The sequence below is a fragment of the Paraburkholderia sp. EG286B genome (genome assembly GCF_040965655.1).
In the GTDB taxonomy this organism is placed as follows: domain Bacteria; phylum Pseudomonadota; class Gammaproteobacteria; order Burkholderiales; family Burkholderiaceae; genus Paraburkholderia.
On sequence record NZ_JBFRCF010000004.1, the window covers coordinates 433345 to 457664 of the forward strand.

Genomic DNA, 24320 nt, shown 5'->3' on the forward strand with positions numbered 1-24320 from the left:
CTGGCCGAAGTGGCCAGCAGCATGCCGCTTAGAAGCGGTGACGCATACCAACCGTCACAGCAACCTGGTCTTGACGGGTCGATGCCGAACCGAGACCGTTCAGGTAAGCGCCGATGTTCTCCGGGTTCGACGACACGTGCTGCCAGTCGCCTTGCAGGTAGACGTCGGTGCGCTTCGACAGTGCGTAATCCGACTGCAGTGCGACCGTGTTGTAGTTCGGGTTCACGCCGCCGCCGAGGTTCGCACGGGTGTACGTGTACGCGCCAGCCAGGCTCAGAGCCGGGGTCAGAGCGTAACGGATGTTGCCTTCAAAGTTTTGGAAGCGTGCGCTGTTCGCGTTGAAAGCGATGCCGCCCGTCGTGGCCGAACCCGTACCCGATTGCGTACCCGAGATGCCGCCGCCGTTTGCGTTGCTCAGGTTCGTCTGCGTGTACACGAAGCCAGCCGTTGCCGGGCCGAACGTGTAGTTGATGCCGCCGCCGAACGTGCGCTGACGGCCTGCCAGGAACGTCCACTCACCCGTTTGTGCGCCTGCTGCGCTCGAGGTCGGCGAGTTTGCTGCCGTGCCGAGTGCGCCGTGGAACGTAGTCGACGTAACGTCGTTGTTCAGTTGCAGGTAGGCTGCGGCAAAGTTCAGGCCGCCCCAATTGTAGTTTGCGCCGAAGCTGTATGCACGGTTGTTCGCGAAGTTCGTGCTGTTCGAGAACGAGTACGTACCGCCGAATTTGAAGCCAGCGTAGTTGACGCTCGAGTACTTGATCGTATTGTTGAAACGAACCGAGTTGTTCAGGTTGTCGTTGTCAAACGGGTGAGCGGCGATCGTGCCACCGTATTGCGTGCCGGTGTTCGACAGCGGTGCAAGGTAGTCGACCACGGAGTCGTACTGACGACCGAGGGTGACAGCACCGTACTGGTCGCTCGCGAGACCGACGAATGCCTGACGGCCGAACATGCGAGCCGACTGGCTAGCCGTGCCGTTCATGATGTTGAAGCCGTTTTCCAACGTGAAGATGGCCTTCAGACCGCCACCGAGGTCTTCAGCGCCGCGCAGGCCCCAACGGCTGCCGTTGACCGTGCCGCTCGATGCCTTCCAGAGGCTGTGGCCGCCGGAGTTGTTTGCGTAGGTGATGCCGGCGTCGATCAGGCCGTACAGCGTAACGCTGCTTTGCGCGTGTGCAGCCGTTGCAAAAACGCCCGTCAGGGCGGCGACCATGAGAGTCTTTTTCATCTTTGTAAACTCCGAGAACAGAGGTGGGTTTCGTTGAACCCCGTTTGGGAAACCGTCCATACGAAGCGCAGCGAGAGGCAAGTTCGCGTGGTACGAATTAATCCGTCCGAGACAATCCGTCCGAGTCGGTTTCCAGACAGGCAGAGTGTAGAGAGGGTGCTCGAAGAGGGGGTATTCCGAAATCCGCAATAAAGTATTGCGCTATCGGAAATGATTATCTCGCTCGTCTTAAGCCCTGCTGGTAAAGGCTTTGAGCGGATTTCCGGGGAAGGGGGCGAAACTGTCAACCGCTCGAGCGTTGTGCAATCGCTACAACAATTGATTGCGAAAAACGCCTTAAAACGGTCTCAACTGATTATTGCGCCCAGCGTAACAGATGATTGTGCGCCGCAAGCTTAATCGTCAGACGTGGGTGCGGCTATACTTCAGTCGCTGCTTTCCGAAGCAGACTTTTTCGTTGACGAAAAAGATCTCCAAACCTTTGTCGGCGCGGCCTTTTCAGCCGCGCTTTTTTTTGCCTGTCATCTGGCCACGTGCGGGCCACGCGCGCGACGCGTACCTTATTGGGTACCCGCTTGCGGCGGCTCAGGCTGCAGGCTCCAGTCTTCCATTACGTAGTGCCTTGCGTCCATAGGGGAACACAGCAGGTTGTGCCAGTGATCCCCGTGCCATGCGCCATAGGCTTCGGCTTCTTCAGCCGTGGGCGCAATCCCGTCCGTTTGTACGAGCCAGTGAATCCATCGCCGCAGAGCTGTCAGCATGATGACCTCCGATGCCGCTAACAATATGGATCATGAGTTGAATGTATTACTCGAACAACCGGGAGAAACACTTACGTTTGACACGGATTGTTACATTTCGGGAAAACTTCCCGGTAGAAATGACGTGAGCGAGATAATCGGGTAAAAATGACGCAGGGCTATATATCGATTCGGTTGGCATATGATTTTTTTGCCGCTTTTTGATGCGTACCGCTTTTATTGCTGAATCGGGAATGCTGTTATAAAAAATTCGCTTGACTGGCGATTGACGTTCCCCGTATAACGGCAAAGCTGATTTTCGTTCCGCTGCAATTTCAAAACGTGGAATTCGCTGAAGCGGGACAGCGGGAATTGGCTGGATACGGCGTGAGGGTGATTACCCGCGTCATTAAAATCTCGAGGGAAACTGAAACATGGAAACCGGTATCGTCAAATGGTTCAATGATGCGAAGGGCTTTGGCTTCATCACGTCTGACGCCGGCGGCGACGATCTGTTCGCGCACTTCTCGGAAATCCGCGCCGACGGCTTCAAGTCGTTGAAGGAGAACCAGCGTGTGTCGTTCGACGTCAAGGTCGGCCCGAAGGGCAAGCAGGCCGCGAACATTCAGCCGCTGTAAGTACAGCGTGCGAGCGCTCGCTACGCGAACGCTCATGCGACACCAGGCCCCGGGCAAACCCCGGGGCTTTTTTATTTTTGACATATTGATATTTAGTTAGATTTACTGGTCATGTTTTTACTCGCGGAATTAATCGGGAAAACCCTGGGAATCCGTGATTTGCCTGTTTCGGGTTTTCACTAAAAGCCAAAAGTCGCACTTATACTGCCGGAACCGTCGGCGCGTGGCGTCCAAACGGTGCATACTTGGTCCGTTTTCCATTTCCCCTGTCGTTTTCCCATGTTTGAATCCTCCTTGAGCGCCGCACAGCCCGCCGGCGACCTTCCCATCGTCTTCGTGGACCTCGAGACGACCGGCGGTTCGGTAGGCGAGCACCGCATTACCGAAGTTGGCGTCGTGGAGGTGGCGCAAGGGCAGGTGACCCGATGGAGCACCCTCGTCGATCCCGGTCAGCCTATCCCGCCCTTTATCCAGCAGCTCACCGGTATTACCGACCAGATGGTGCGCGGCGCGCCGCGCTTCGCCGAGATCGCCGCGGAACTCCATGGGCGGCTCGCCGGCAAGCTCTTCGTCGCGCACAACGCAGCCTTCGACCGCGGCTTTCTGCGCGCGGAGTTCGAGCGTGCCGGTTATTCCTTCAACCCCGATGTGCTGTGCACCGTGCGCCTGTCACGAGCGCTTTTTCCGGGCGAGAAGCGCCACGGGCTCGACGCGCTGGTCGAACGCCACGCGCTCGTGCCGTCGGATCGCCATCGCGCGCTCGCCGATGCCGATCTCCTCTGGCAGTTTTGGCAGCGCCTGCCCGCGCTGGTGCCCGGGGAAGCGCTGGCGTCGCAGATCGAGCGCACGACGCGCCGTCACGTATTGGCCGGCGACATTACCGACGAACTGATCGACACGGCGCCAGCGGGCCACGGCGTGTATGCGTTCTACGGAGAGAACGATGTGCCGCTCTACGTGGGGCGCAGCGTACGGGTGCGCCAGCGCGTGCGCGCACATCTTTCGGGTGAGCGGCGCTCGTCGCGCGAACAACGGATGGCGCAACAGGTCCGCCGCGTGGAGTGGCGTGCGACCGGCGGCGAGCTTGGCGCGCTGCTGGTCGAGGCGCAATGGATCGCCACGCTCAAGCCCTCGTTCAACCGCGTGCCGCGTGTGTCGAAGCGCGACCCCGCCGACCTTGGGGCGGCGCCCTGGCCATTCGGCGGCGCTGTGGTCGTGCTCGAGCAGGACGCGACGAATGGCGCCGACGTCTATCACCTGATCGATCGCTGGTGCTATATCGGCGCCTTTCCGAGCACGGCCGAGGCCGAAGCGCTGGTGGACAGCAGCGCCGAGCGCGTGTTCGAGCTTTCGACCTGGCGCATTCTGCAAACGCACTTCGAACGCGGTCTGCGTGTGCAGGTGCTGCAGCTCTCCGAGGCCGACGGCCTCACGAGCGCGGCATAGCAGCGCTTAGGCAGTTCCGCCTACGCCGCCCGATTCGCACACATGCTCCAGCGCCTGATTCATCGCATTCGTGCGCGCGGAGTCGTAGCGCGTGAGCTCCTTCCAGTTCGCGACCGTTCTTGCGACGCGCGCCGGGCAATCCGGTGCGCCGCGCAGCGGTTGTACGCGTGCGAGCGCACCGATCAATTGTCCGGTGAGTCTGTCGAGTTGCGGGCGCGTCGCCGTGGCGAGATCCGGTGCCGGGTCGCTGGGCGCCTGGGAGGCGCGCCACGTGTCGAATAGCGACTTCTGCATTTGCGTGCTGGCATCGATCTGATCGCGGAAGAACGCTCGCGCAAACGCGGGATCGACGCCGGCTGCCGTGGCGCGCTTCTGCACGTCGGCGAGCAGGGCGTCTTCGCGGGGCGTGTCGGTGATCGGCTTGTGATGCTGCCACTTCCAGTGCGCGACCGGCTCGGCGAGCGCCAGCCGCTGCGAAACGAGCGCGACGAGGTTGGTCAGGGCGGTGTCGTCACCGTCGGCGTGGACGGATGCGATCGGCAGGGCGAAGAGCAGCGCAGCAGCGCAACGTGCGCTCGCGCGGGTCAGCAAAGTCATCGAGTGGAAGAAAGACGCCGGCATGGAAAACCGCAGCATAGCCGGTTATGGTGCGCTTGCGTCTAACGGGTGCTGAGGTCGATTCGAGATGGCCGCATCGAGGCGCGCGATCGAGCGCGCCGAATGCCAACGGCTACGGTGCAAAACTGCGCGCGCAGCATGACACGCGCGTCCCCGAACTACGCGTGTCGAGATGCACACGAACGTCTGCAGCGCGTGTGAGCCCGCGAGCGCGTACGTGTGCTCTTCCCCGTCACTTCTGTTCGTGTGCCTTGCGTTGCTCGTCGAGAAATGCGCGCACGTGAGCGGGCAATTCATCGCCGAGAAACTCGACGGCCACCGGTTCCGGATCCGGGCTGAAAACTTGGTCCGGGGTCGGAATCCTTGGCGGTTTGGCATCCATGATCTTTCTCCTATGTAAGCCGATTATCCGGCTCGGCACTTCTGCTGCGCTAGTCCCGCTTACGGTAACAGTGCTTTTCTCGCACGCGTGTTGCTTTCTTCGCACAGCGATACAAATGATTAACGGCGCGGGAATATAATTGTTGAGATGTCCTTCGCACTGCCACATGCTGCGTGAATCGCGTACGCTCCACGTTTCTCCAACTCTCCAGCGCAGCGTCTGCTGCAGTCGCACAACGCCTCGATCGCGCTTCCCCCGGCTCTGGGCACCGCGCAGACCGTACAGTCTTGCCGCGTTCGTATTGCGCGGCGCCGCACGCGCGGGCCGCTCCCTCCGGCTTCAGCTTCAGCGTGCAGACACCATTCATCTACAACGGTCGATTATGCTTAGCCGTTGACGTCGAAACGTTAATAAGAATTAAAACTATGTAAGCGACCGTTTCTATCCGATTGGGTGATTAATACTTTGTTGCGCGTCATTTAGCCGCGATTTAATGACCGAACGTGCGTAAATAGCCGCGCATTCGGGCGCGGCGTATTGATGCACACCGATAATTCGTTACGTTTGGGCCTCCGGCGGCGCCGGCACACGCTGCACTTGAGCATGGTTCGCGGGCGTCGCGCGCACGTCCACCTGGCCATGAATGCGTGACTGGTGGCCGTCCGCGAACATGTAGTACGGAAACGGGTGAGCGGGCTCGGAGGCCGCGTCGAGACGCGCGACCAGTTCGGGGGCGAGCGTGAAGTCGAGCGCGCCCAGCGACTCTTCGAGTTGCGCGGCTTTGGTTGCGCCCACGATGATGCTCGCCACGCCGCGCTTCTGATACAGCCAGTTCAACGCCACCTGGGCCATGGGGCGGTTGGCCTCCTGCGCGACCCGCTCGAGCTCAGCGACGATCGCAAAGTTGCGCGCCGAGAGCTTGTCGAAGCCGGGCGGCGGCTTTGCCCCCATCGTCTGCAAGCGGCCCGCACCGCTCACGCCTTCGCTGGCCTGCGACGGCCGATACTTCCCCGACAGCACCCCCATGCCGAGCGGACTCCACGGCACGAGCCCCATGCCGAGTTGCGTCGCGAGATCGGCGAATTCGTGTTCCGCGTTGCGCTCGATCAGGGAGTATTCGAGCTGCATGGCCGCGACCGGCTCGAAGCCGCGCCAGTCGGCCAGCGTCTGCGCACGGCCCGCGTACCAGGCGGGGACGTCGGAGAGACCCACGTAGCGGATCTTGCCCGCGCGCACGGCGTCGTCCATTGCGCGCATCACTTCGTCGACGGGCGTCATGCGGTCCCACGTGTGCAGGTAATAGAGATCGATGTAGTCGGTCCCTAGGCGCTTGAGCGAGCCGTCGAGCGCGCGCAACAGGTTCTTGCGATGGTTGCCGCCGGCGTTCGGATTGCCCGCTTGCGCGTTGTACGAATACTTGGTGGCGATGACGAGCCGCTCACGCAGACCGCGCGCCGCCGCGAAGCGCCCCACCCAGGTTTCGCTCGTGCCTTCTGTATAGAGGTCGGCGGTGTCGATGAAATTGCCGCCTGCATCGACATAGAGGTCGAAGAGTCGCTGTGCGGTGGCTTCGTCGGCGCCCCAGCCCCATTCGGTGCCGAACGTCATCGTGCCGAGGGCGATGGGGCTGACGCGCAGGCCCGAGCGGCCGAGCAGGGTGTAGCTAGCGAGTTTCATGGCGGTTTCCTCAAAGAGTGAATGGCGAACGCGAACTCATCTGGCGCTATTCCTTTTTGTGGAAAAATCGGGCTCAGCTGAAAGCACTGTGAAGCCAGGCTTCACAATGGAGGCAACATGGACCCGGTTTCCACGCCACCGTTCGCGCCGCCCGCCACGTCGGGACTGGCGGGACGCCTGCCCGCACTGCTGGCGGTGGCTGCTGTCGCTCGCCATGGCAGCTTCACGCGTGCGGCCTCCGCCGCGGGCTTCTCGACTTCGGCGCTTTCGCAAACGGTGCGGGCGCTCGAAGCGCAGCTCGGCGTGAGGCTCTTCAATCGCACGACGCGCCGAGTCGCGCTGACCGAGGCGGGCGCGCAGTTGCTCGCGCGCGTTCAGCCCGCACTCTCACAGATCGAGGCGGCGTTCGATGCACTCGACGCCTCGCGCGACGCCCCGGCCGGCACGCTGCGCATCAACCTGCCGCGCGTGGCGAGCGAGTTGCTCGTCATGCCGCACCTCGCGGAATTCATGGCGCGCTATCCGCAGATCAAGCTCGAACTCGCGCTCGACGACGGTTTCGCCGATCTGGTCGGCGACGGCTTCGATGCCGGGATCCGCCTGGGGGAATCGGTTGCGCCGGGCATGATGGCGGTGCCGATCGGCGGGCCGATTCGCATCGTCGTGGTGGGCTCGCCGGCATACTTCGAGCGTCGCGCTCGGCCCGTCACCCCAGACGACCTCGCCGCGCATGATTGCCTGCACTATCGCTTCGCGCCGGGCGGCGTCTACCGCTGGGAGTTCGCGCAGCCGGAGGATCCTGGGCGCGTGTTCGATGTGGTCACCGAGGGCCGCTTCGTGACCAACGATCTGCGTACGATGGTGCGTGCCGCCGAGCAGGGCGTGGGTCTGCTGCACGTGATCGAAGATTACGTGCGTGCGCAGCTGGAGGAAGGCCGGCTCGTGCCGGTGCTCGAGCCGTGGGGCGCATCGTTCCCGGGGTTCTATTTGTATACGGCCGGGCGTGCGCAGTTGCCGCCCAAGCTGCGTGCGTTCATCGACTTTCTGCGCGAGAAGCGTGAGGGCGCCTAAGCTCATCACGTAGCGCGAGGTGGGGCGATGGGATCAGATGATCGAAGGGGTTAGGCACAGCGCACGGAGTGCCGTGCGCCGACGCCACAAAGCAAAAAGCCCAGTCCGAAGACTGGGCTTTTTGCTTGAATCCTGGTGCCGGAAAGAGGAATCGAACCCCCGACCTTCGCATTACGAATGCGCTGCTCTACCGTCTGAGCTATTCCGGCGTGCATCAGAGAAGAAAGATTATAGGAAGTCCCCGCGAACTATGCAAGCCCTTCCCTCCTCTTTTTTCATTTTTTCGCTTCGTGGTGGTAGCGCGTGACGCGCTCGACCTCGTTCTTCGAGCCGAGGAATACGGCGACGCGCTCATGCAGGCTCTTCGGCTGGATCTCGAGAATGCGCTCTTCGCCGTTGGTCGCCATGCCGCCCGCCTGTTCGACGATGAACGACATCGGGTTCGCTTCGTACATCAGGCGCAGCTTGCCGGGCTTCGACGGATCGCGCTTGTCGGCCGGGTACATGAAGATGCCGCCGCGGTTCAGAATGCGGTGCACATCCGCGACCATCGAGGCAATCCAGCGCATGTTGAAGTTCTCGCCGCGCGCGCCGTCCTTGCCGGCGTTCAGCTCGCCGATGTACTTCTGCACCGGCTCATACCAGTGGCGTGCGTTCGACGCATTGATCGCGTATTCGCGCGTCTCTTCCGGAATGCGCATGTCGCTTTGCGTGAGCACCCACGAGCCCAGTTCGCGGTCGAGCGTGAAGCAGTTCACGCCGTGGCCGGTCGTGAGCACGAGCACCGTTTGCGGGCCGTATACGGCGTAGCCCGCGGCGACCTGCTTCGTGCCGGGCTGCAGGAACGATTCCTCGGTCGCCTGCTGGCCGTCCGGGCAGCGCAGCACCGAGAAGATCGTGCCAATCGACACGTTCACGTCGATGTTCGACGAGCCGTCGAGCGGATCGAACACGAGCAGGTATTCGCCCTTCGGATAGTTGGCCGGGATCGGGAAGAACGTTTCCATTTCCTCCGAGGCCATCGCGGCGAGGTTGCCGCCCCATTCGTTGGCGTCGAGCAGGATCTCGTTCGAGAGGATGTCGAGGTTCTTCTGCACTTCGCCCTGGACGTTCTCGCTGCCGGCCGTGCCGAGGGCGTCACCGAGCGCGCCCTTGCTGACGTTGAAGCTGATCGCCTTGCACGCGCGCGCGACGACTTCGATCAGGAGACGCAGGTCGGCGGGCAGGTTGCTGTGCTGGCGCTGCTGCTCGATCAGGTACTTGGTGAGGGTGGTGCGACGTTGCAAAGCCATTGCAGTACTCCGGATACGCTTGGGAATAGCGCAATTCTACCCGCTCGACTGTGACCGCCCGCCGCACAGCCGCGCAAAATAAAGCGCCGGGGCCCGGCCGGGTTGGCTGGCGCGGCTTTGGGCGCGGTGCCCGGTCGCGGCGCACCGCCAAAATAATCGTGAAAAAAATGCGCAAAAAAACCGGCGCGCCGGCCGGTTCATGGGTCGCCGCGCGGCGCTGCTCAGGCGCCGCGCGTGGTGTGCCGCTTCGTCCGGTTTCGTCTGATCAAGCCAGCGCTTTTTCGACGATCTCGCGTACGTCGCGCGATTTGGCCTCAGCGGCGACGCGCTCGAGCGCCGTGCGCATCGCGTCACGCAGCGCGGGCGTGAAGCGGCGCCATAGTTCGAGATTGCGGGCGAGGCGCGCCGCGACCTGCGGATTGAGCGCGTCGAGCGCGATCACCTGGTCGGCCCAGAATGCGTAGCCCGAGCCGTCGGCGGCATGGAACTGCGCGGGGTTCGCTGCGCAGAAGCTGAAGATCAGCGAGCGTGCGCGGTTCGGGTTCTTGATGTTGAACGCCGGGTGGCCCATGAGCGCGCGCACCGTCTCGATGGCCGGGCGTTGCGCCGTGCCCCGTTGCGTGGCTTGCAGCGCGAACCACTTGTCGATCACGAGCGGTTCCTTCTCGAAGCGTACGTAGAAGTCTTCGAGCGCGCGGCGAGCGACGTCGCCGCCCGTGGCCGCCTGCACGTTCAACAGCGCCGAGAGCGCCGCCGAACGGTCGGTCATGTTGTTCGCGGCGTCGTATTGCGCCGTGGCGAGCCGCACCGCTTGCGCGGAGTCGTCGAGCTCCGAGAGATACGAGAGCGCGAGGTTCTTCAAGCCGCGGTGCCCAGCCCCCTCGGGCGTCGGCTCGTACGCGCCCGGCGTGATATTGCGCTCATAGGCGGCGAGCCATTCACCTTGCAGCGCCGTTGCCAGTTGCTTGCGCACGAACTGGCGCGCGGCATGCACGGCGGCCGGATCGGATTCGGTCATCTGCTCGGCGAGATACGTTTCCGAGGGCAGCATGAGCGCCAGCTCGCGGAACGACGGCGAGAGCGATTCGTCGGTCAGCACGCGGCGGAACGCATCGACGAGCGCGTCGTTGATTTCGAGCGGCTGGCCCGCGGCGGCGCGTCCGGCGAGCGCGAGCAGTTCCCGCGTGGCGAGGCGCTGGCCCGCTTCCCAGCGATTGAACGCATCGCTGTCGTGCGCGAGCAGGAACGCGAGTTCGTCGTTGCCGTAGTCGTAGTCGACGATGACCGGCGCCGAGAAGTTGCGCAGCAGCGAGGGCAGGGGCTTGGCCATCACGTCGGCGAACGTGAAGGTCTGCTGCGTGTCGGTCAGCTCCAGCACGCGCGTCGTGCCGTGCGCGGCGGCTTCGCCTTCGAGGCGCAGCGGCAGGTCCGCGCCGTCCGCGCCGATCAGGCCGATTGCAAACGGAATGTGCAGCGGGCCCTTCTGCGTTTCGCGCGCGGCGGGCGAGCCGTTGGCGTAGCCCTGCGTGAGCGTCACGCTGTAGCAGCGCGTGCCTTCGTCGTAGCTCGTGCTCACGCTCACGCGCGGCGTGCCCGCCTGGCTATACCAGCGTTCGAATTGCGCGAGGTCGCGGCCGTTGGCGTCGGCCATCGCGGCGCGGAAGTCGTTGCAGGTCACGGCCTGGCCGTCGTGGCGCTGGAAGTACAGGTCCATGCCCTTGCGGAAGCCGTCGCGTCCGAGCAGCGTCTGATACATCCGCACGACTTCCGCGCCTTTTTCGTAGACGGTCATCGTGTAAAAGTTGTTGATCTCGACGTAGCTCTCGGGGCGCACCGGATGTGCCATCGGGCCTGCGTCTTCGGCGAACTGCATCTGGCGCAGCACGCGCACGTCTTCGATGCGTTTGGTCGCGCGCGCCGCCTCGTTCTCGTCGCCGCCCGACATCGCCGCCGAGAACTCCTGGTCGCGGAACACCGTGAGGCCTTCCTTCAGGCTCAGCTGGAACCAGTCGCGGCAGGTCACGCGGTTGCCGGTCCAGTTGTGGAAGTACTCGTGGCCGACCACGGCCTCGATGTTGGCGAAGTCGACATCGGTGGCCGTTTCCGGATTCGCGAGCACGTACTTCGTATTGAAGATGTTGAGCCCCTTGTTCTCCATCGCGCCCATGTTGAAGTCGCTCACGGCGACGATCATGAAGCGGTCGAGATCGAGTTCGAGGCCAAAGCGCTGTTCGTCCCAGTGGATCGAGTGGATGAGCGAGTCCATCGCGTGGCGCGTCTTGTCGAGATCGTGCGGCTCGACCCAGACCTGCAGCAGCTTTTCCTTGCCCGAGCCGCTCTGGATGCGCTCTTCCAGCGCCACGAGCTTGCCCGCCACGAGCGCGAACAGATAGCTCGGCTTGCGGAACGGGTCTTCCCATTTCGCATAGTGACGGCCATCGGGCAGCTCGCCTTCGGCGATCAGGTTGCCGTTCGAGAGCAGCACCGGGTACGCGGTCTTGTCGGCGCGCAGCGTGACCGTGTAGGTCGCCATCACGTCGGGCCGGTCGAGGAACCAGGTGATGCGGCGAAACCCTTCGGCCTCGCACTGCGTAAAGAAGTTGCCGCTCGACACGTACAGGCCCGAGAGCGTGGTGTTGGCGGCGGGCGCGCACGCGCCGGTGAGCGTGAGCTCGAAGGCCTCGGGCACGTTCTCGATCGTGAGCCCGTGTTCGTGCGCGCGGACATTCGCGTAAGGCTTGCCGTCGATCGCCGCGCCGATGAATTCGAGCTGCTCGCCCATGAGTTCGAGGTGCGAGGTGGGTTGCGCGTCGGGATTGCGACGCACGCGCAACGTGCTCTTGACGATCGTGCGCTCGGGCACGAGGTCGAATTCGAGGTCGACGGTATCGATCAGAAACGCGGGCGGCGCGTAGTCTTCGCGGCGGATCACGGTGGGCGTGGCGGTATCGGACATGGTCTGGATAGGGGCGTGTCGGATCGGGGTGGATCGATCGGTGTGGATCGCTCGGTGTGGATCGAATGGGCCGGCCGCGGCGGCGTGTGCGCCCGCCGGGCGCTGCCTGCCGTCGCGGGAGCGCGGCGGATCGCCCCATTGTACAAAGGCTCGGGCCGCTTTGTCCGTCGGGGCCCGGTCGCCGAACTTTCGCGCCGCGCCACGAGTCAGTATGATCAGGCCCTGCCGCGCAGCTGGCTGAACGCAAAACAGGACACGACCGGCGTGGAATGCGCACGGATCGGACACGGAATAAGCGCGGCGCAAAGATCGTATCGGAGAGAGCGGCCCCCACGACTGCACTTTTCCAACTGAAGCAACCCTGCTACGAGAAGACCATGATGCACGACAGATGGACCCGCCGCGCCCTCCTGATGCTGGCGGCGCTCGCCCTCACGCTCTCCGGCTGCACGACCTACGTGACGAGCCAGGTGACCGCCTTCTCCGCATGGGACGGCGGCAGTGACGCCACGCGCACCTTCGCGTTCAAACGCAGCCCCGAGCAGAACCAGAGCATCGAGCAGAGCACCTACGAGCAGTTCGTCGCCAACGGGCTCGCCATGCACGCATTCCGCCTCGTGGCCGAGCCGCAGGCGCGCTATCTCGTGGGCCTCGCCTACGGCAGCCGCACCGACACGGTGACGGTCGCGCAGCCCGTGTTCTACAACCCCTGGCCGGGCCCGTACTGGGGGCCGTGGAACCCGTGGGGCGCATGGGGACCTTATCAGCCCGCCTACGTGAACCAGAGCTATCCCGTGTATTCGCATGCGCTCGCGATTCGCATCACGGAAAAGGCGAGCGGCAAGGAGGTCTATAACGTGCAGGCGCGCACTTCGGGCGACGATCCCTCGCTCGTACGCGTGATGCCCTTTCTCGTGCAGAGCGCGCTGGGGAATTTCCCGCTGGCCAACGGCACGGTCACGGAGGTCAAGATTCCGGTCGGCAAGAATGGCGGCGCGCCGAACGAGACAGCTGCGGCTCCGGCGGGTGCGGGGCAGGGCAGTGCGGCCGCGACGGGGAACGCGCCGGCGAAATAGGCACGCATCGTCGTGCCCGCCCACCAGGCGACGCGTCGGAACTTCTGTCCGGCGCGTTTTTTTATGCCATGCGCGACGGCACGTCAGAACCCCACGCCCAGAATCGCGAGCACGCCGAGTACGACGAACAGCACCGCCGCAACGGCATGCACGAGTTTCGTCGGCAGCTTGTGGGCGAAGCGGTCGCCGAGCAGGATCGCGGGCACATTGGCGATCATCATGCCGAGCGTCGTGCCCGCCACCACGCCGAAGAAGTCGTGAAAGCGCGCGGCGAGCGCCACGGTCGCGATCTGCGTTTTGTCGCCCATTTCCGCTAGAAAGAAGGTCACCACCGTGGCGCCGAACACGCCGAGCTGCGAGCGGTTCACGTTCGCCTCGCCTTCATCGAGCTTGTCCGGTACGAGGATCCAGAGCCCCATGGCGACGAACGAGGCGGCGAGCGCCCAGCGCATGACGCCAGGCGTCACGAACGCGCCGAGCCACGTGCCGAGCGCGCCCGCGCCCGAGTGATTGACGAGCGTCGCGACGAGCACGCCGAGGATGATCGGCAGCGGTCTGCGGTAGCGCGCCGCGAGCACGAGCGAGAGCAACTGCGTCTTGTCGCCGATTTCGGCGAGCGCGACTGCGCCGGCCGAGACCAGGAAGGCTTGGTTCACGTTCTGATGGATCCTCGGGCCGTGTGTCTGCGAGCGACGACCCACGAACCGCCGGGCCCTGTTGCGGCGGACATGGGTCATCGGTCTCGCCAGGCCCGGGACAAAGGCCGCGTCCGCCATGGCCGTACAAGCCAGGTCTGTTGACGGACGCCCCCGCGAATTCGCGCGCGGCAAGCCCCGGATCCGAAGACCGGCGCTGCGGCGCGATGCGAGGCGGCTACTCCCCAATGAAGCGCGGATCATAGTATCGCGCTTTTGCCTGCAACCCCGCGCTGGGCGGGGCTTTCAGCGGCGCGTGCCGGCGCGGCTGTGCACGCGCTTGCCTGCCGCGTAGGTCTCGAACACGGCGCGGTCGTCGCCGAGCAGGGCGAGCGCGAACAGCAATTCTTCCAACGATTCGGCGCGTGCCGTGCGCCGCGCGAGCAGCGGCGTGGCCTGCGCGTCGAGCACGACGAAGTCCGCTTCGCTGCCGGGCGCGAGCGTGCCGATCTTGTCGGCGAGATCGAGCGCCTGCGCCGCGCCCGCTGTCGCCAGCCAGAACATGCGCGTGGCCGTGAGGTGGTGGCCGCCCATGCGCGCGACCTTGTGCGCCTCGTTCATGGTTTGCAGCATGGAGAACGAGGTGCCGCCGCCCACGTCGGTGGCGAGCGTCACCGGCATCGACGATTCGCCGGCCTTGTCGAAGTCGAACAGGCCGCTGCCGAGGAACAGGTTCGAGGTCGGGCAGTGCGCCGCGACCGTGCCCGTATCTGCCATGCGGCGGCGGTCTTCATCGTCGAGCCAGATGCAGTGGCCGTACACGGCCCGCTTGCGCAGGAGTCCGTAGTGATCGTACACGTCGAGGTAGCTGCGATGGCCCGGGAACAGTTCCTTGACCCACTTCACCTCGTCCGGGTTCTCGGCCACGTGGCTCTGGATGAAGATGTCGCCATGCGCCTTCGCGAGCGCGCCGCACGCTTCGAGCTGCGCTTCGGTCGAAGTGGGCGCGAAGCGCGGCGTGAGCGCGTACATCTGGCGCCCGCGGTTGTGCCAGCGCTCGATCAGCTCGGCGCTGTCGTCGTAGCCCGTTTGCGGCGTGTCGCGCAGGAACTCGGGGCAATGGCGATCCATCAGCACCTTGCCCGCGACCATGCGCAGGTTCTTCGCTTCGCTCGCGGTAAAGAGCGCGTCGGCGGACTGCTTGTGCACGGTGCAGTACACGAGCGCCGTGGTCGTGCCGCAGGCGAGCAGCTCGTCGACGAAAAAGCGCGCCGTGTCCTGCGCCACCGCTTCGTTTTCGAAGCCGCGCTCGGTCGGGAACGTGTACGTGTTCAGCCACGGCAGCAGACCCGGCGCGGGCGAGGCGATCATGTCAGTCTGCGGATAGTGGATGTGCGTGTCGATGAAGCCAGGCACGATCAGCTTGTCGCGCAGATTGTGGACCGTCGCGTTTTCATCGACGCGCGACTTGAGCGCGGACCACGCGCCCGAGGCGACCACGTGGCCGTCTTCGACGATCACGACGCCGTCTTCGTCAAAGACAGCGGCGTCGGACGATTGCGCAGGGTCGCCGGTGAACGTCAACAGTTTTGCGCGGTAAGCCGATTGAGTCATGGGAACTTCGTCTCCGATAAATTCAGGTAATCGTCCAATGCATGCCCCGCATCACGCATGCCGCTCCTGAAATTGCGGCGCGCAAGGGCCCACGGTCCGGCGCTCGCGCGCTGGACCGGATTCGTGTGACAGCCCGGGCTGGGGCTTGCTGTGCGGACGAGTCCGCGTTTTTAGTTAGCGCCTGGGTGCAGGCCCTAAGCCGTTGCGCGACTCCAGTTCGCGTCGAGCTTCGCGATCAGCGCGGCGCGCTCTTCGGGCGTCACGAACGAAGCCTCGAAGCCGTTGCGCAGGATCGTGTACACCTCGTCGTCGTCGAGCTCGAGCGCTTCGATGATGGCGCGGTAGTTCTCGTTGACGTAGCCGCCGAAGTAGGCGGGATCGTCGGAATTGACGGTCACTGCGACGCCCTTGTCGAGCAGGGCCTTGAGCGTGTGCTGCGTCATGTCGTCGAACACGCACAGCTTGGTGTTCGAGAGCGGGCACACCGTGAGCGCCACGCGCGTGTCGGCCAGACGCGTGACGAGCGCCGCGTCTTCGATGCTGCGCACGCCGTGATCGACGCGGTCGACCTTGAGCAGGTCGAGCGCTTCGTAAATATAGGAGGGCGGGCCTTCCTCGCCTGCGTGCGCGACGAGCTTCAGCCCCAACGCCCGCGCCTTCTCGAACACGCGCTCGAATTTCGAAGGCGGATGACCGCGCTCCGACGAGTCGAGGCCCACGCCGATCAGGCGCGCATAGCGCTCGAACAGCGGGCGCGCGGCTTCAAAGGTGGCGAGCGCATCGGCTTCGCTCAGGTGGCGCAGGAAGCACAGGATCAGCTTGCTCGTGAGGCCGCGCTTTTCGGCGTCGGCAAGCGCGCGGTCGATGCCAGCGACCACGGTTTCGATCGGCACGCCGCGTTCGGTATGCGTCTGCGGATCGAAGAAAATTTCGGTGTGCACGACGTTGTCGGCGAGCGCGCGCTCGCAGTACGCCATCGTCATGTCGTAGAAGTCCTGCTCCGAGAGCAGCACGCTCGCGCCCGCGTAGTAGATGTCGAGGAACGACTGCAGGTCGGTGAACGCGTAGGCGGCGCGCAGCGCGTCGATCGAGTCGTAGGCGAGCTTGACATTGTTGCGCTGGGCGAGCGCGAAGATCAGCTCGGGTTCGAGCGAGCCTTCGATATGGATGTGCAGCTCGGCCTTCGGCGCATTGGCGGCCTTGTCGACGAGCGCCTTTGCGTTGGCGGCGGTATTGGCGGTGGTCGTGATCGTCATGTTCGGTTCGATTAGCTTTCGGGTTCTTCAGTGTTTGACATCACGCGGAATGGGTGGCGGGGGCATGCGCCGCGCTCGCCCGCTTCGCCGCTTCGATCGCCTGCAGCAGTTGCGCGGCGGCCGACACGGCGATGACTTCGGGCGACTTGTCGACGATGCCGTCCACGCCGAGCGGGCAGTTCATGCGCGCGATCTGCAGGGGATCGATGCCGCGCGCGGCGAGCCGGTGCTCGAACTGCTTGCGCTTCGTGTGCGAGCCGATCATGCCGAAGAACACGAAGTCGCCGCGGCGCAGGATGCGCTCGGCGAGATCGAGGTCGCGCGAATGATCGTGCGTCATCACGATGAAGCTCGTGCCGGGCGGGGCCGTGTCGACGGCTTCGTCGGGCGCGTCGTTGGCGTCGATCGCGACGTTGGGCGCGTTCAGCAGCGCGAACGCCTCGGGCGTCGGAAACGCGGCGTCGCGCTCGTCGACCCACAGCACGCGGCAGGGCAGCGTGCCGAGCACGCGCACGAGCGCTGCGCCCACGTGGCCCGCGCCGAACAGCACGACGGGAAAGTCGTTCGGCGCGATGGTTTCGGTGAGGAGCAGTGCGCCGCCCGTTTCCCACAGCAGGCAGTCGGGCGCTTCCACGCCCGGCTCCGGCTCGGAAAGCATGGCCGGATCGGCTGCGGTGCCTTCACCTTCCGGGCTCCCGTTCCGCGAGGAGCGAAATGATACGCTACGCACGGTCGACGCGCCTGCCGCGAGGCGGCGCGCGAGCGTGGCGAGCCAGCCGAGGTCGGCCACGTCGAGGCGCTCGAACGCGAGCACCACGGCGCCGCCGCAGCACTGGCCGAGGCTCGGCCCGAGCGCGAGGCGCTCGAGGCGCCGCGCGTGCGGCGTGCGCATGCCGTCGCGCAGCACCTGACGCGCGATTTCGATGGCCTTCCATTCGAGGTGGCCGCCGCCGATGGTGTGGCGGGCCGCTTCGCGCGTGACGATCATCTTCGTGCCGGCCTCGCGCGGCGCCGATCCCTCGACGCGCGTAACGGTGACCAGCACGGCGGCGTCGCCGTGCGCGAGCAGTTGCTGCAGATCGGAAAGCCAGGTTTGCATCTGGCGCTTCTCCCTACGGGGCGGCACGTTCTCGCCTGTGCCGCCGGTTAATCTTCGTGGCTTCGCGCGGGCTGCGCTTCGCGGTTGGAGTGTGCGAGGCGCCGGCAGGTTCGCGCGCGGTCAGTCCATTTTGCGGTGGTTTTCCCGCAGCGCGTCCAGCGCATCGAGAATTGCTTCAGGCGTCGCGGGCGCGCGCAGCGGCGCGGCCTCGCGCGCCTCGGGCACCGCCGCGCCCACGGCGTCGCGAATCGCGAGAAATACCGAGAACGGCAACAGCAGCGGCGGCTCGCCCACGGCCTTCGAGCGGAACACGGTCGGTTCGACATTGCAGTTGCCGCCGCTGCGATAGAGCTTCACGTCGAACGCCTCTGGCGTGTCGCTTACCGCCGGAATCTTGTAAGTGGACGGGGCATGCGTCATGAGCCGTCCGTCGCGGTTCCACCAAAGCTCCTCGGTGGTGAGCCAGCCCATGCCCTGAATGAAGCCGCCTTCCACCTGGCCGAGATCGATGGCCGGATTGATCGACTGGCCCGCGTCGTGCAGCACATCGGCGCGCACGAGCTTCCATTCGCCCGTGAGCGTGTCGACGACCACTTCGGACACCGCCGCGCCATAGGCGAAGTAGTAGAACGGATGGCCGGTGAGCGTGCGCGCGTCCCAATGCACTTTGGGCGTGGCATAGAAGCCATCGGACCACAGTTGCACACGCTTCATGTATGCGAGTTCGACGCATTCGCCAAAGGCGATCGCCTTGCCGTTCGCTCGCACCAGGCCATCGTCGAACGCGACGTCTTCGGCTGCGCAGCCGTATTGTGCCGCCGCGAACGCGGCGAGGCGCGCGCGGATCGTGAGCGCGGCATCCTCGGCGGCCTTGCCGTTGAGGTCGCTGCCCGTCGAGGCCGCCGTCGCCGACGTATTGGCGACCTTCGAGGTATCGGCGGCGCTCACGCGCACGCGTGCGAGCGGCAAGCCGAGCGTGCCCGCCACGACCTGTGCGACCTTGGTGTTGAGCCCCTGGCCCATTTCGGTGCCGCCGTGGTTCACGAGCACCGAGCCGTCGCGATACACATGCACGAGCGCGCCCGCCTGGTTCAGATGCGGCACGTTGAACGAGATGCCGAACTTGACCGGCGTGAGCGCCAGGCCGCGCTTGAGCACGGGGCTCGTGCGGTTGTACGCGGCGATGGCCGCGCGGCGCTCGTGATAGCGGCTCGACGCGAGCAGTTCGTCGGTGAGCGGCGCGAGCACGTTGTCCTCCACGCGCTGGCCGTAAGGCGTGACGTCGCGCTCGCCGTTGCCGTAATAGTTCGCGCGCCGCACATCGAGCGGATCGCGGCCCAGCGCCCGGGCGATCTCGTCGAGCATCACCTCCATCACGAGCGCGCCTTGCGGGCCGCCGAAGCCGCGAAACGCGGTATTCGACTGCGTGTTCGTCTTGCAGCAGAGCGCGACGATTTCGACGTCCGGCAGAAAGTAGGCGTTGTCGAAGTGACAGACCGCGCGCGTGGCGACCGCGCCCGAAAGATCGGCGGAATAGCCCGCGCGCAGCGCGATCTCCACGCGCGCGCCGAGCAGCCTGCCTGCGTCGTCGTAGCCCGCTTCGTATGTGTAGAGCGCATCGTGGCGCTTGCCGGTGATCATGAAGTCGTCGTCGCGATCCGCGCGCAGCTTCACGGGGCGCTGCAGCTTGTGTGCCGCGAGCGCCGCGACGCACGCGAACAGCGCCGACTGCGATTCCTTGCCGCCGAAGCCGCCGCCCATGCGCCGGCATTCGCAGGCGACGCGATGCGCGGGCCAGCCGAGCAGATGCGCGACGACCTGCTGCATTTCGCTCGGGTGCTGCGTCGAGCTGTAGACGAGCATGCCGGTCTGCTCTTGCGGGAGCGCGTAGGCCACCTGGCCTTCGAGATAGAACTGCTCCTGGCCGCCCACGGCAAACGTGCCCGCGAGGCGATGCGGCGCAGCGGCGAGCGCCGCATCGGGCGCGCCGCGCACGAGACGCAGCGGCGGCAGCACGTAGTGCTGGCGCGTGCGGGCCTCTTCGATGCTGAGCACGGGCTCGAGCGGCGCGTAGCGCACGACGTCTTCGCTCGCGGCGAGCGCCGCGGCGCGGCGCGCGAGTTCGTGGCTCGTGGCGATCACCGCGAACACGGGCTGCCCGAGATATTGCACGACGTCGCTCGCGAGCACCGGATCGTCGTGCACGACCGGGCCGCAGTCGTTCTCGCCGGGGATGTCGGCGGCCGTCAGCACCGCAAGCACACCCGGCGACGAGCGCACGCGTTCGAGATCCAGCGCGACGATGCGCGCGTGCGCATGGCGCGCAAGGCCGAGCGCCGCGTGCACGGTGCCGTGCAGTTCGGGGATGTCATCGGTGTAGCGCGCCTCGCCGCTCACGTGTGCATCGGCGGATTCGTGCGGCAGCGGCGCGCCGAGCGCGCGCTCGTGGGCGTGCTCATCGCCTTTCCGCGGGCGCATGACGAGCGCTTCGGCCTGATCGTTCATGGCGTGACTCCGGCGGCAGCGTCGACGAGGCCGTCGTCGTCGCTTTCGGTGAAAGCGAACGCGTTGACGTCGCACAGCGCGAGCGGAGCCTCGTCGCGCGTTTCGAGCCAGCAGCGCCACAGCAGATTGCGCGCGACCTTCAGGCGGTACGCGCCGCTCGCGCGCATGTCCGTGAGCGGCTGATAGTCGGTGGCGAGCGCATCCATCGCGCGCTGGGCGCTGGCTTCGTCCCAGCGTGCGCCGGTGAGCGCGGCTTCGGCGTGCGTGGCGCGCTGCGGGATCGCGGCCATGCCGCCGTAGGCGATCCGCGCGCTCGCGAGTGTGCCGTCCTCGCGCACGTCGAGTGCAAATGCGGCGCATACCGCCGAGATATCCTGGTCGTAGCGTTTCGAGACCTTGTAGGTGCGAAAGCGCAGTGTCGGCGCGGGCCGGGGCACGCGGACCGCTTCGACGAATTCGCCGGCTTCGAGCGCGTTCTGCTGGTAGCCCGTGTAGAAGGCCGCGAGCGGCAGCGTGCGCACGCGCGCCGCGCGGCGCAGCACGAGCGTGGCGTCGAGCGCGAGCAGCGCGGGCATCGAGTCGCCGATCGGCGAGCCGTTCGCGACGTTGCCGCCGAGCGTCCCCGCGTTGCGGATGGGCAGCGAGGCGAAGCGCGCCCACAGTTCCGCGAGTTCGGGGTAATCGATGGCGAGCGCGGCGTAGGCCTCTTCGAGCGAAACGGCCGCGCCGATCGTGAGCGTCTGGGCGTCGCGCGAAACGCTCGTCAGTTCCGCGACGTTGCCGGTGTAGATGAGGTCGCCAAGGTCGCGGAACTGCTTCGTGACCCACAGGCCGATATCGGTGCTGCCCGCGAGCACGCGCGCGTCAGGATGCGCGGCACGCAGCGCCGCGAAGTCGGCGAGCGTGCGCGGCGCGTAGAACGTGCTTGCGCCGTGCACGGCGCCTCGCACGTCGGGGCCGCGATATTCGAAGGTGCCGGTGCGCCGCAGCGCGCGCAGCTGCGCCTCGACGCGAGCGCGATCGAGCGCCACGCGTGCATGGCAGGTTTCGTCGAACATGCGCAGCGCCGCTTCGATGATCGGACGGTAGCCGGTGCAGCGGCACAGGTTGCCCGAGAGCGCCTCGTTGATCTCCTCGCGGGTCGGCAGGCCCGCGCCGGCAGGCTGGTTCTCGTACAGCGCCCACAAGGACATGACGAAGCCCGGTGTGCAGAAGCCGCACTGCGAGCCGTGGCAATCGACCATCGCCTGCTGGACCGGGTGCAGTGCGCCGTCCGGCTGGCGCAGGTCTTCGACGGTGTAGAGCGCGCGGCCGTCGAGGGTCGGCAGGAACTGGATACAGGCGTTGACGGCCTTGAGCGTGAGACGGCCTGCGCTGTCGAGTTCGCCCACAACCACGGTGCACGCGCCGCAGTCGCCTTCCGCGCAGCCTTCCTTGGTGCCGCAGGCATGCAGATCCTCGCGCAGATGCTGAAGCACCGTGCGCGTGGGAGGCAGGTCGCGCACTTCGTGCACGGCGCCTCGGTGGAGGAAGCGGATGGTTTGCGTTGTCATGGTGAACCCGGGGACATTGCGGATCAGGCGCGCGTTACGAGAGGGGCGCGCCAACACCGGCCTCGCGCACGTAGATCGCCATCCAGTTCCGAAGATAGCACCGCTTGCCGCAGGAAAGTATTTCCCCCGCAAGATGGGGGTTATGTGAGTTGGGTCATGACGCCGTCACAGCGTGTATGGCCGTGCAAGGCCACCGCGTGCGGCGAGCGCGCCGGAAGGGCGGGGGAAGGTGCGGAAGTCGTGCGCGATTCGAGCCTGCCGTGCGAGCCTGACGCGCAAATCGCGCTGTCGGGGCGCGCCGCCCGATGGCCGGGCGGCGGATGAGGCGGGTGAGCCGGAAGGGCCAGTGGAGCTCGACCAGGCGCGGCGCGCCTGCGCCGTGCGCTCTAGCCGGTCAGCGGCGGATGCCGGGCCACGACACCTGGCGGCGCCGGTTGCGCCACAGGCTCAGGATCACGGCCAGGAACACGATGATGAAGGCGAGCAGCGACCACACCGGCATGGTCAGGCCGAGCGTCGGCGGATAGGTGGTTTCGCAAAGACCCTGGACCTTGAACACGCCGGGCAGCCAGTGCGCGAACGGCAGGCCATCGACGATGGGCTGCAGCGTGTCGAAACCGCAGCTGTAGTTGGGGAACGCCTGCACCCAGACGAGCTTCGCGGACGCAATCGCACCGCCCACCGCCGAAAGCACCACGAGCGCTTCGAGCACGCGCACGCCGCGCCAGCTCGTCATACGCGCGCCGAGAAAGGCGAAGACCGCAATCAGGATCAGGAAATAGCGCCCCAGGATACACAGCGGGCACGGGTCCTGATGTTCGACATACTGGAAGTACAGGGCGCCGCCCAGCAGCGCGAGGCAGATCAGGCCAAGGAGGACCAGCAGGCCGCGCTCGCGGCGCAACAGCGCGTTATCGTCGTTCATGAGGCTCGTTCGTTCGGGTTATCTGGCGCAGCGCACAGGCGGCTGCGACGGCGTGACGGGATTCTAGCGCGAAGGGTGCGCGCGGCGCGGACGTGTCCTCGCCCGCGCGCAGGGCGTGCTCGAGTGACTTCCGCTCAAATCAGCGCAGCGGCGCGAGCACCGCTTCGACGCCGCGGCCGATGGCGAGCAGCGCGTCATCGTTGTCAGGTGCGCCCGCGAGCATCATCCCGACGGGCGCCGCGCCGTAGTGGTGGCATGGCAGCGAGAGCGCGCAGGCGTCGAGGAAGTTGAACGCGCTCGGGTTGCGCAGCACGAGCGCGTTGGTGCGCGCGAAGACATCGTCGTCGGCGGCAAGCGGGGCGACGGGAGGCGGCGCGATGGGGACGGTCGGCGCGATCACAGCGTCGAAGCGCGACCAGAGGGTCGCCTGGGCCTCGGCCATGACCGCTGCGCGCGCGGCGATCAGATCCAGATAGTCGGCGGCCGTGGCGTGCTCGCCCTTCAGGATACGCACCAGCACGCGCGGGTCGTACTGGTCCCGATGCTTCGCAATCAGCTCGCGATGCCACGCATACGCCTCCATCGGCGAGAAGCCGATGCGGTTGATTCCCGCGAAGCGCTCGAAGGCGCCAAAGCGGACTTCGCTCACGATCGCGCCGGCCGCATCCAGATGCTTGAGCGCCGTATCGATCGTTTCCGCGACTTCGGGGTCCACGTCGTCGGTCACGTAGTTGGTCAGCACGCCGAGGCGCACGCCTTCGAGGTGGCGAGCGGCCGGCACGTGCGGCGCGAGCCCGGCGAGCACGCGGTCCGTGAGCGCGCAGCACGCCACCGTGTTGCCGATCGGGCCGAACGAGTCGAGCGTGGGGGAGAGCGGTACGCCGCCCGTTTTCGGAATCCGCCCGGCGGTGGGCTTGAAGCCCGTGAGGCCGCAGAACGCGGCGGGGATGCGGATGGAGCCGCCGGTGTCGGTGCCGAGCGCGACGGCGGCCATGCCGTCCGCGACCGAGGCCGCCGCGCCCGAGGACGAGCCGCCCGCCACGCGCGCGTCGCCTGCCACGCCGCGGCGCCAGGGCGAGAGCGGCGTGCCGTAGTGCGGATTCAGGCCGAGCCCCGAGAACGCGAACTCGCTCATGTTGGTCCGGCCGACCAGCACCGCGCCCGCATGGCGCAGCCGCGCGACGGCGGTGGCGTCCTCTTTGGCGGGCGCGGCGTTCGCGAGCGCCGTGGAACCCGCGCGCGTGACTTCGCCCGCCACGTCGAACAGATCCTTCACCGAGACGGGAATGCCCGCGAGCGGCGAAAGCACCGTGCCGGCCGCGCGCAGGCGGTCGTGCGCGTCGGCGGCGGCGCGCACGCGCGCGGCATCGACGTGCGTGAAGACGGTCGCGCCCTGGCCGGCCGGGTCGGCGATGCGTTCGAGCGCGGCTTCGGCGAGCGCACGGCTCGTCGTGCGGCCCGCGGCGAGATCGGCCGCGAGCTGGGCGAGGGGAGGGAACGGGGTAAAAGCGGTGGTCATGGCGGCGGAAGACTCGGTCAATGCGCGGCGGCGCGCTGCGCGAAGTTCAGCGGAGCAGGCGGGCGGGCCGCCGGCGAAGGGCGCCGAGGG

At 66.0% G+C, this 24320-nt stretch carries 19 protein-coding genes, 1 tRNA gene and 1 riboswitch; of the genes, 4 read left to right on the plus strand and 16 right to left on the minus strand.

Going from position 1 to position 24320, the window contains the following annotated elements; genetic code table 11:
- Positions 1–28: 28 nt before the first annotated feature.
- On the minus strand, positions 29–1228 hold the full coding sequence (locus AB4Y42_RS10900; RefSeq protein WP_254316083.1) for a porin: 1200 nt from the start codon (positions 1226–1228) through the stop codon (positions 29–31).
- A gap of 560 nt (positions 1229–1788) precedes the next feature.
- On the minus strand, positions 1789–1989 hold the full coding sequence (locus AB4Y42_RS10905) for a hypothetical protein (protein WP_368694147.1): 201 nt from the start codon (positions 1987–1989) through the stop codon (positions 1789–1791).
- A 413-nt stretch (positions 1990–2402) separates the two neighbouring features.
- On the opposite strand from AB4Y42_RS10905, the gene AB4Y42_RS10910 reads away from it, so the two are divergent.
- Together AB4Y42_RS10910 and AB4Y42_RS10915 are read left to right on the plus strand one after the other, a co-directional pair.
- The gene (locus AB4Y42_RS10910; RefSeq protein WP_028205165.1) at positions 2403–2606 is read left to right on the plus strand and encodes a cold-shock protein; all 204 of its coding nucleotides are present in this window, start codon (positions 2403–2405) and stop codon (positions 2604–2606) included.
- A gap of 279 nt (positions 2607–2885) precedes the next feature.
- Positions 2886–4052, plus strand: coding sequence for an exonuclease domain-containing protein (locus AB4Y42_RS10915; protein ID WP_368694148.1), 1167 nt, complete (start codon positions 2886–2888; stop codon positions 4050–4052).
- A 6-nt stretch (positions 4053–4058) separates the two neighbouring features.
- Here AB4Y42_RS10915 and AB4Y42_RS10920 read toward each other — a convergent pair whose 3' ends face one another.
- The 3 genes from AB4Y42_RS10920 to AB4Y42_RS10930 all read right to left on the minus strand — a co-directional run bounded on the left by AB4Y42_RS10920 (position 4059) and on the right by AB4Y42_RS10930 (position 6729).
- On the minus strand, positions 4059–4649 hold the full coding sequence (locus AB4Y42_RS10920) for a chorismate mutase (protein ID WP_368694149.1): 591 nt from the start codon (positions 4647–4649) through the stop codon (positions 4059–4061).
- Positions 4650–4902: 253 nt separating this feature from the next.
- Complete coding sequence (locus AB4Y42_RS10925) at positions 4903–5052, minus strand: hypothetical protein (RefSeq protein ID WP_027795377.1); 150 nt, start codon at positions 5050–5052, stop codon at positions 4903–4905.
- Between the two features lie 558 nt (positions 5053–5610).
- Positions 5611–6729, minus strand: a complete 1119-nt coding sequence (locus tag AB4Y42_RS10930) for an aldo/keto reductase (protein WP_368694150.1) — start codon at positions 6727–6729, stop codon at positions 5611–5613.
- Between the two features lie 117 nt (positions 6730–6846).
- Between AB4Y42_RS10930 and AB4Y42_RS10935 the strand changes: the two genes are divergently transcribed.
- Positions 6847–7800 carry a LysR family transcriptional regulator gene (locus tag AB4Y42_RS10935; RefSeq protein WP_368694151.1) on the plus strand — a complete coding sequence of 318 codons (954 nt, stop codon included), beginning with the start codon at positions 6847–6849 and terminating at the stop codon, positions 7798–7800.
- A 133-nt stretch (positions 7801–7933) separates the two neighbouring features.
- On the opposite strand, the gene AB4Y42_RS10940 is transcribed toward AB4Y42_RS10935, so the two are convergent.
- The 3 genes from AB4Y42_RS10940 to pepN form a co-directional block, all read right to left on the minus strand.
- A tRNA-Thr gene (locus AB4Y42_RS10940) sits at positions 7934–8009 on the minus strand.
- A 66-nt stretch (positions 8010–8075) separates the two neighbouring features.
- Entirely contained in the window at positions 8076–9092 is a 1017-nt protein-coding gene (locus AB4Y42_RS10945; RefSeq protein ID WP_368686701.1) for a class 1 fructose-bisphosphatase, read from the minus strand.
- 265 nt (positions 9093–9357) lie between these two features.
- Positions 9358–12048 (minus strand): aminopeptidase N, encoded by a 2691-nt coding sequence (pepN, locus tag AB4Y42_RS10950; protein WP_368694152.1) that lies wholly within the window; start codon positions 12046–12048, stop codon positions 9358–9360.
- Between the two features lie 377 nt (positions 12049–12425).
- Between pepN and AB4Y42_RS10955 the strand changes: the two genes are divergently transcribed.
- On the plus strand, positions 12426–13124 hold the full coding sequence (locus AB4Y42_RS10955) for a DUF4136 domain-containing protein (protein ID WP_368686699.1): 699 nt from the start codon (positions 12426–12428) through the stop codon (positions 13122–13124).
- Between the two features lie 83 nt (positions 13125–13207).
- Here the strand turns inward: AB4Y42_RS10955 and AB4Y42_RS10960 are convergent, their stop codons facing one another.
- The 8 genes from AB4Y42_RS10960 to AB4Y42_RS10995 all read right to left on the minus strand — a co-directional run bounded on the left by AB4Y42_RS10960 (position 13208) and on the right by AB4Y42_RS10995 (position 24230).
- Positions 13208–13780, minus strand: a complete 573-nt coding sequence (locus AB4Y42_RS10960; protein ID WP_368686698.1) for a TMEM165/GDT1 family protein — start codon at positions 13778–13780, stop codon at positions 13208–13210.
- A gap of 54 nt (positions 13781–13834) precedes the next feature.
- A riboswitch (yybP-ykoY riboswitch) is annotated at positions 13835–14028 on the minus strand.
- A 37-nt stretch (positions 14029–14065) separates the two neighbouring features.
- The gene (gene guaD / locus AB4Y42_RS10965; RefSeq protein ID WP_368686697.1) at positions 14066–15373 is read right to left on the minus strand and encodes a guanine deaminase; all 1308 of its coding nucleotides are present in this window, start codon (positions 15371–15373) and stop codon (positions 14066–14068) included.
- Between the two features lie 194 nt (positions 15374–15567).
- Positions 15568–16629, minus strand: a complete 1062-nt coding sequence (locus tag AB4Y42_RS10970; protein WP_368694153.1) for an adenosine deaminase — start codon at positions 16627–16629, stop codon at positions 15568–15570.
- A 40-nt stretch (positions 16630–16669) separates the two neighbouring features.
- Complete coding sequence (gene xdhC / locus AB4Y42_RS10975) at positions 16670–17728, minus strand: xanthine dehydrogenase accessory protein XdhC (RefSeq protein ID WP_368694154.1); 1059 nt, start codon at positions 17726–17728, stop codon at positions 16670–16672.
- A gap of 120 nt (positions 17729–17848) precedes the next feature.
- Positions 17849–20233, minus strand: coding sequence for a xanthine dehydrogenase molybdopterin binding subunit (gene xdhB, locus AB4Y42_RS10980; RefSeq protein WP_368694155.1), 2385 nt, complete (start codon positions 20231–20233; stop codon positions 17849–17851).
- Complete coding sequence (xdhA, locus tag AB4Y42_RS10985) at positions 20230–21786, minus strand: xanthine dehydrogenase small subunit (RefSeq protein WP_368694156.1); 1557 nt, start codon at positions 21784–21786, stop codon at positions 20230–20232. Before xdhA ends, xdhB begins: the two co-directional genes overlap by 4 nt.
- A 394-nt stretch (positions 21787–22180) precedes the next feature.
- Positions 22181–22711 carry a disulfide bond formation protein B gene (locus AB4Y42_RS10990; RefSeq protein WP_342924131.1) on the minus strand — a complete coding sequence of 177 codons (531 nt, stop codon included), beginning with the start codon at positions 22709–22711 and terminating at the stop codon, positions 22181–22183.
- Positions 22712–22850: 139 nt separating this feature from the next.
- The gene (locus tag AB4Y42_RS10995; RefSeq protein ID WP_368686692.1) at positions 22851–24230 is read right to left on the minus strand and encodes an amidase; all 1380 of its coding nucleotides are present in this window, start codon (positions 24228–24230) and stop codon (positions 22851–22853) included.
- Between the last annotated feature and the right edge of the window lie 90 nt (positions 24231–24320).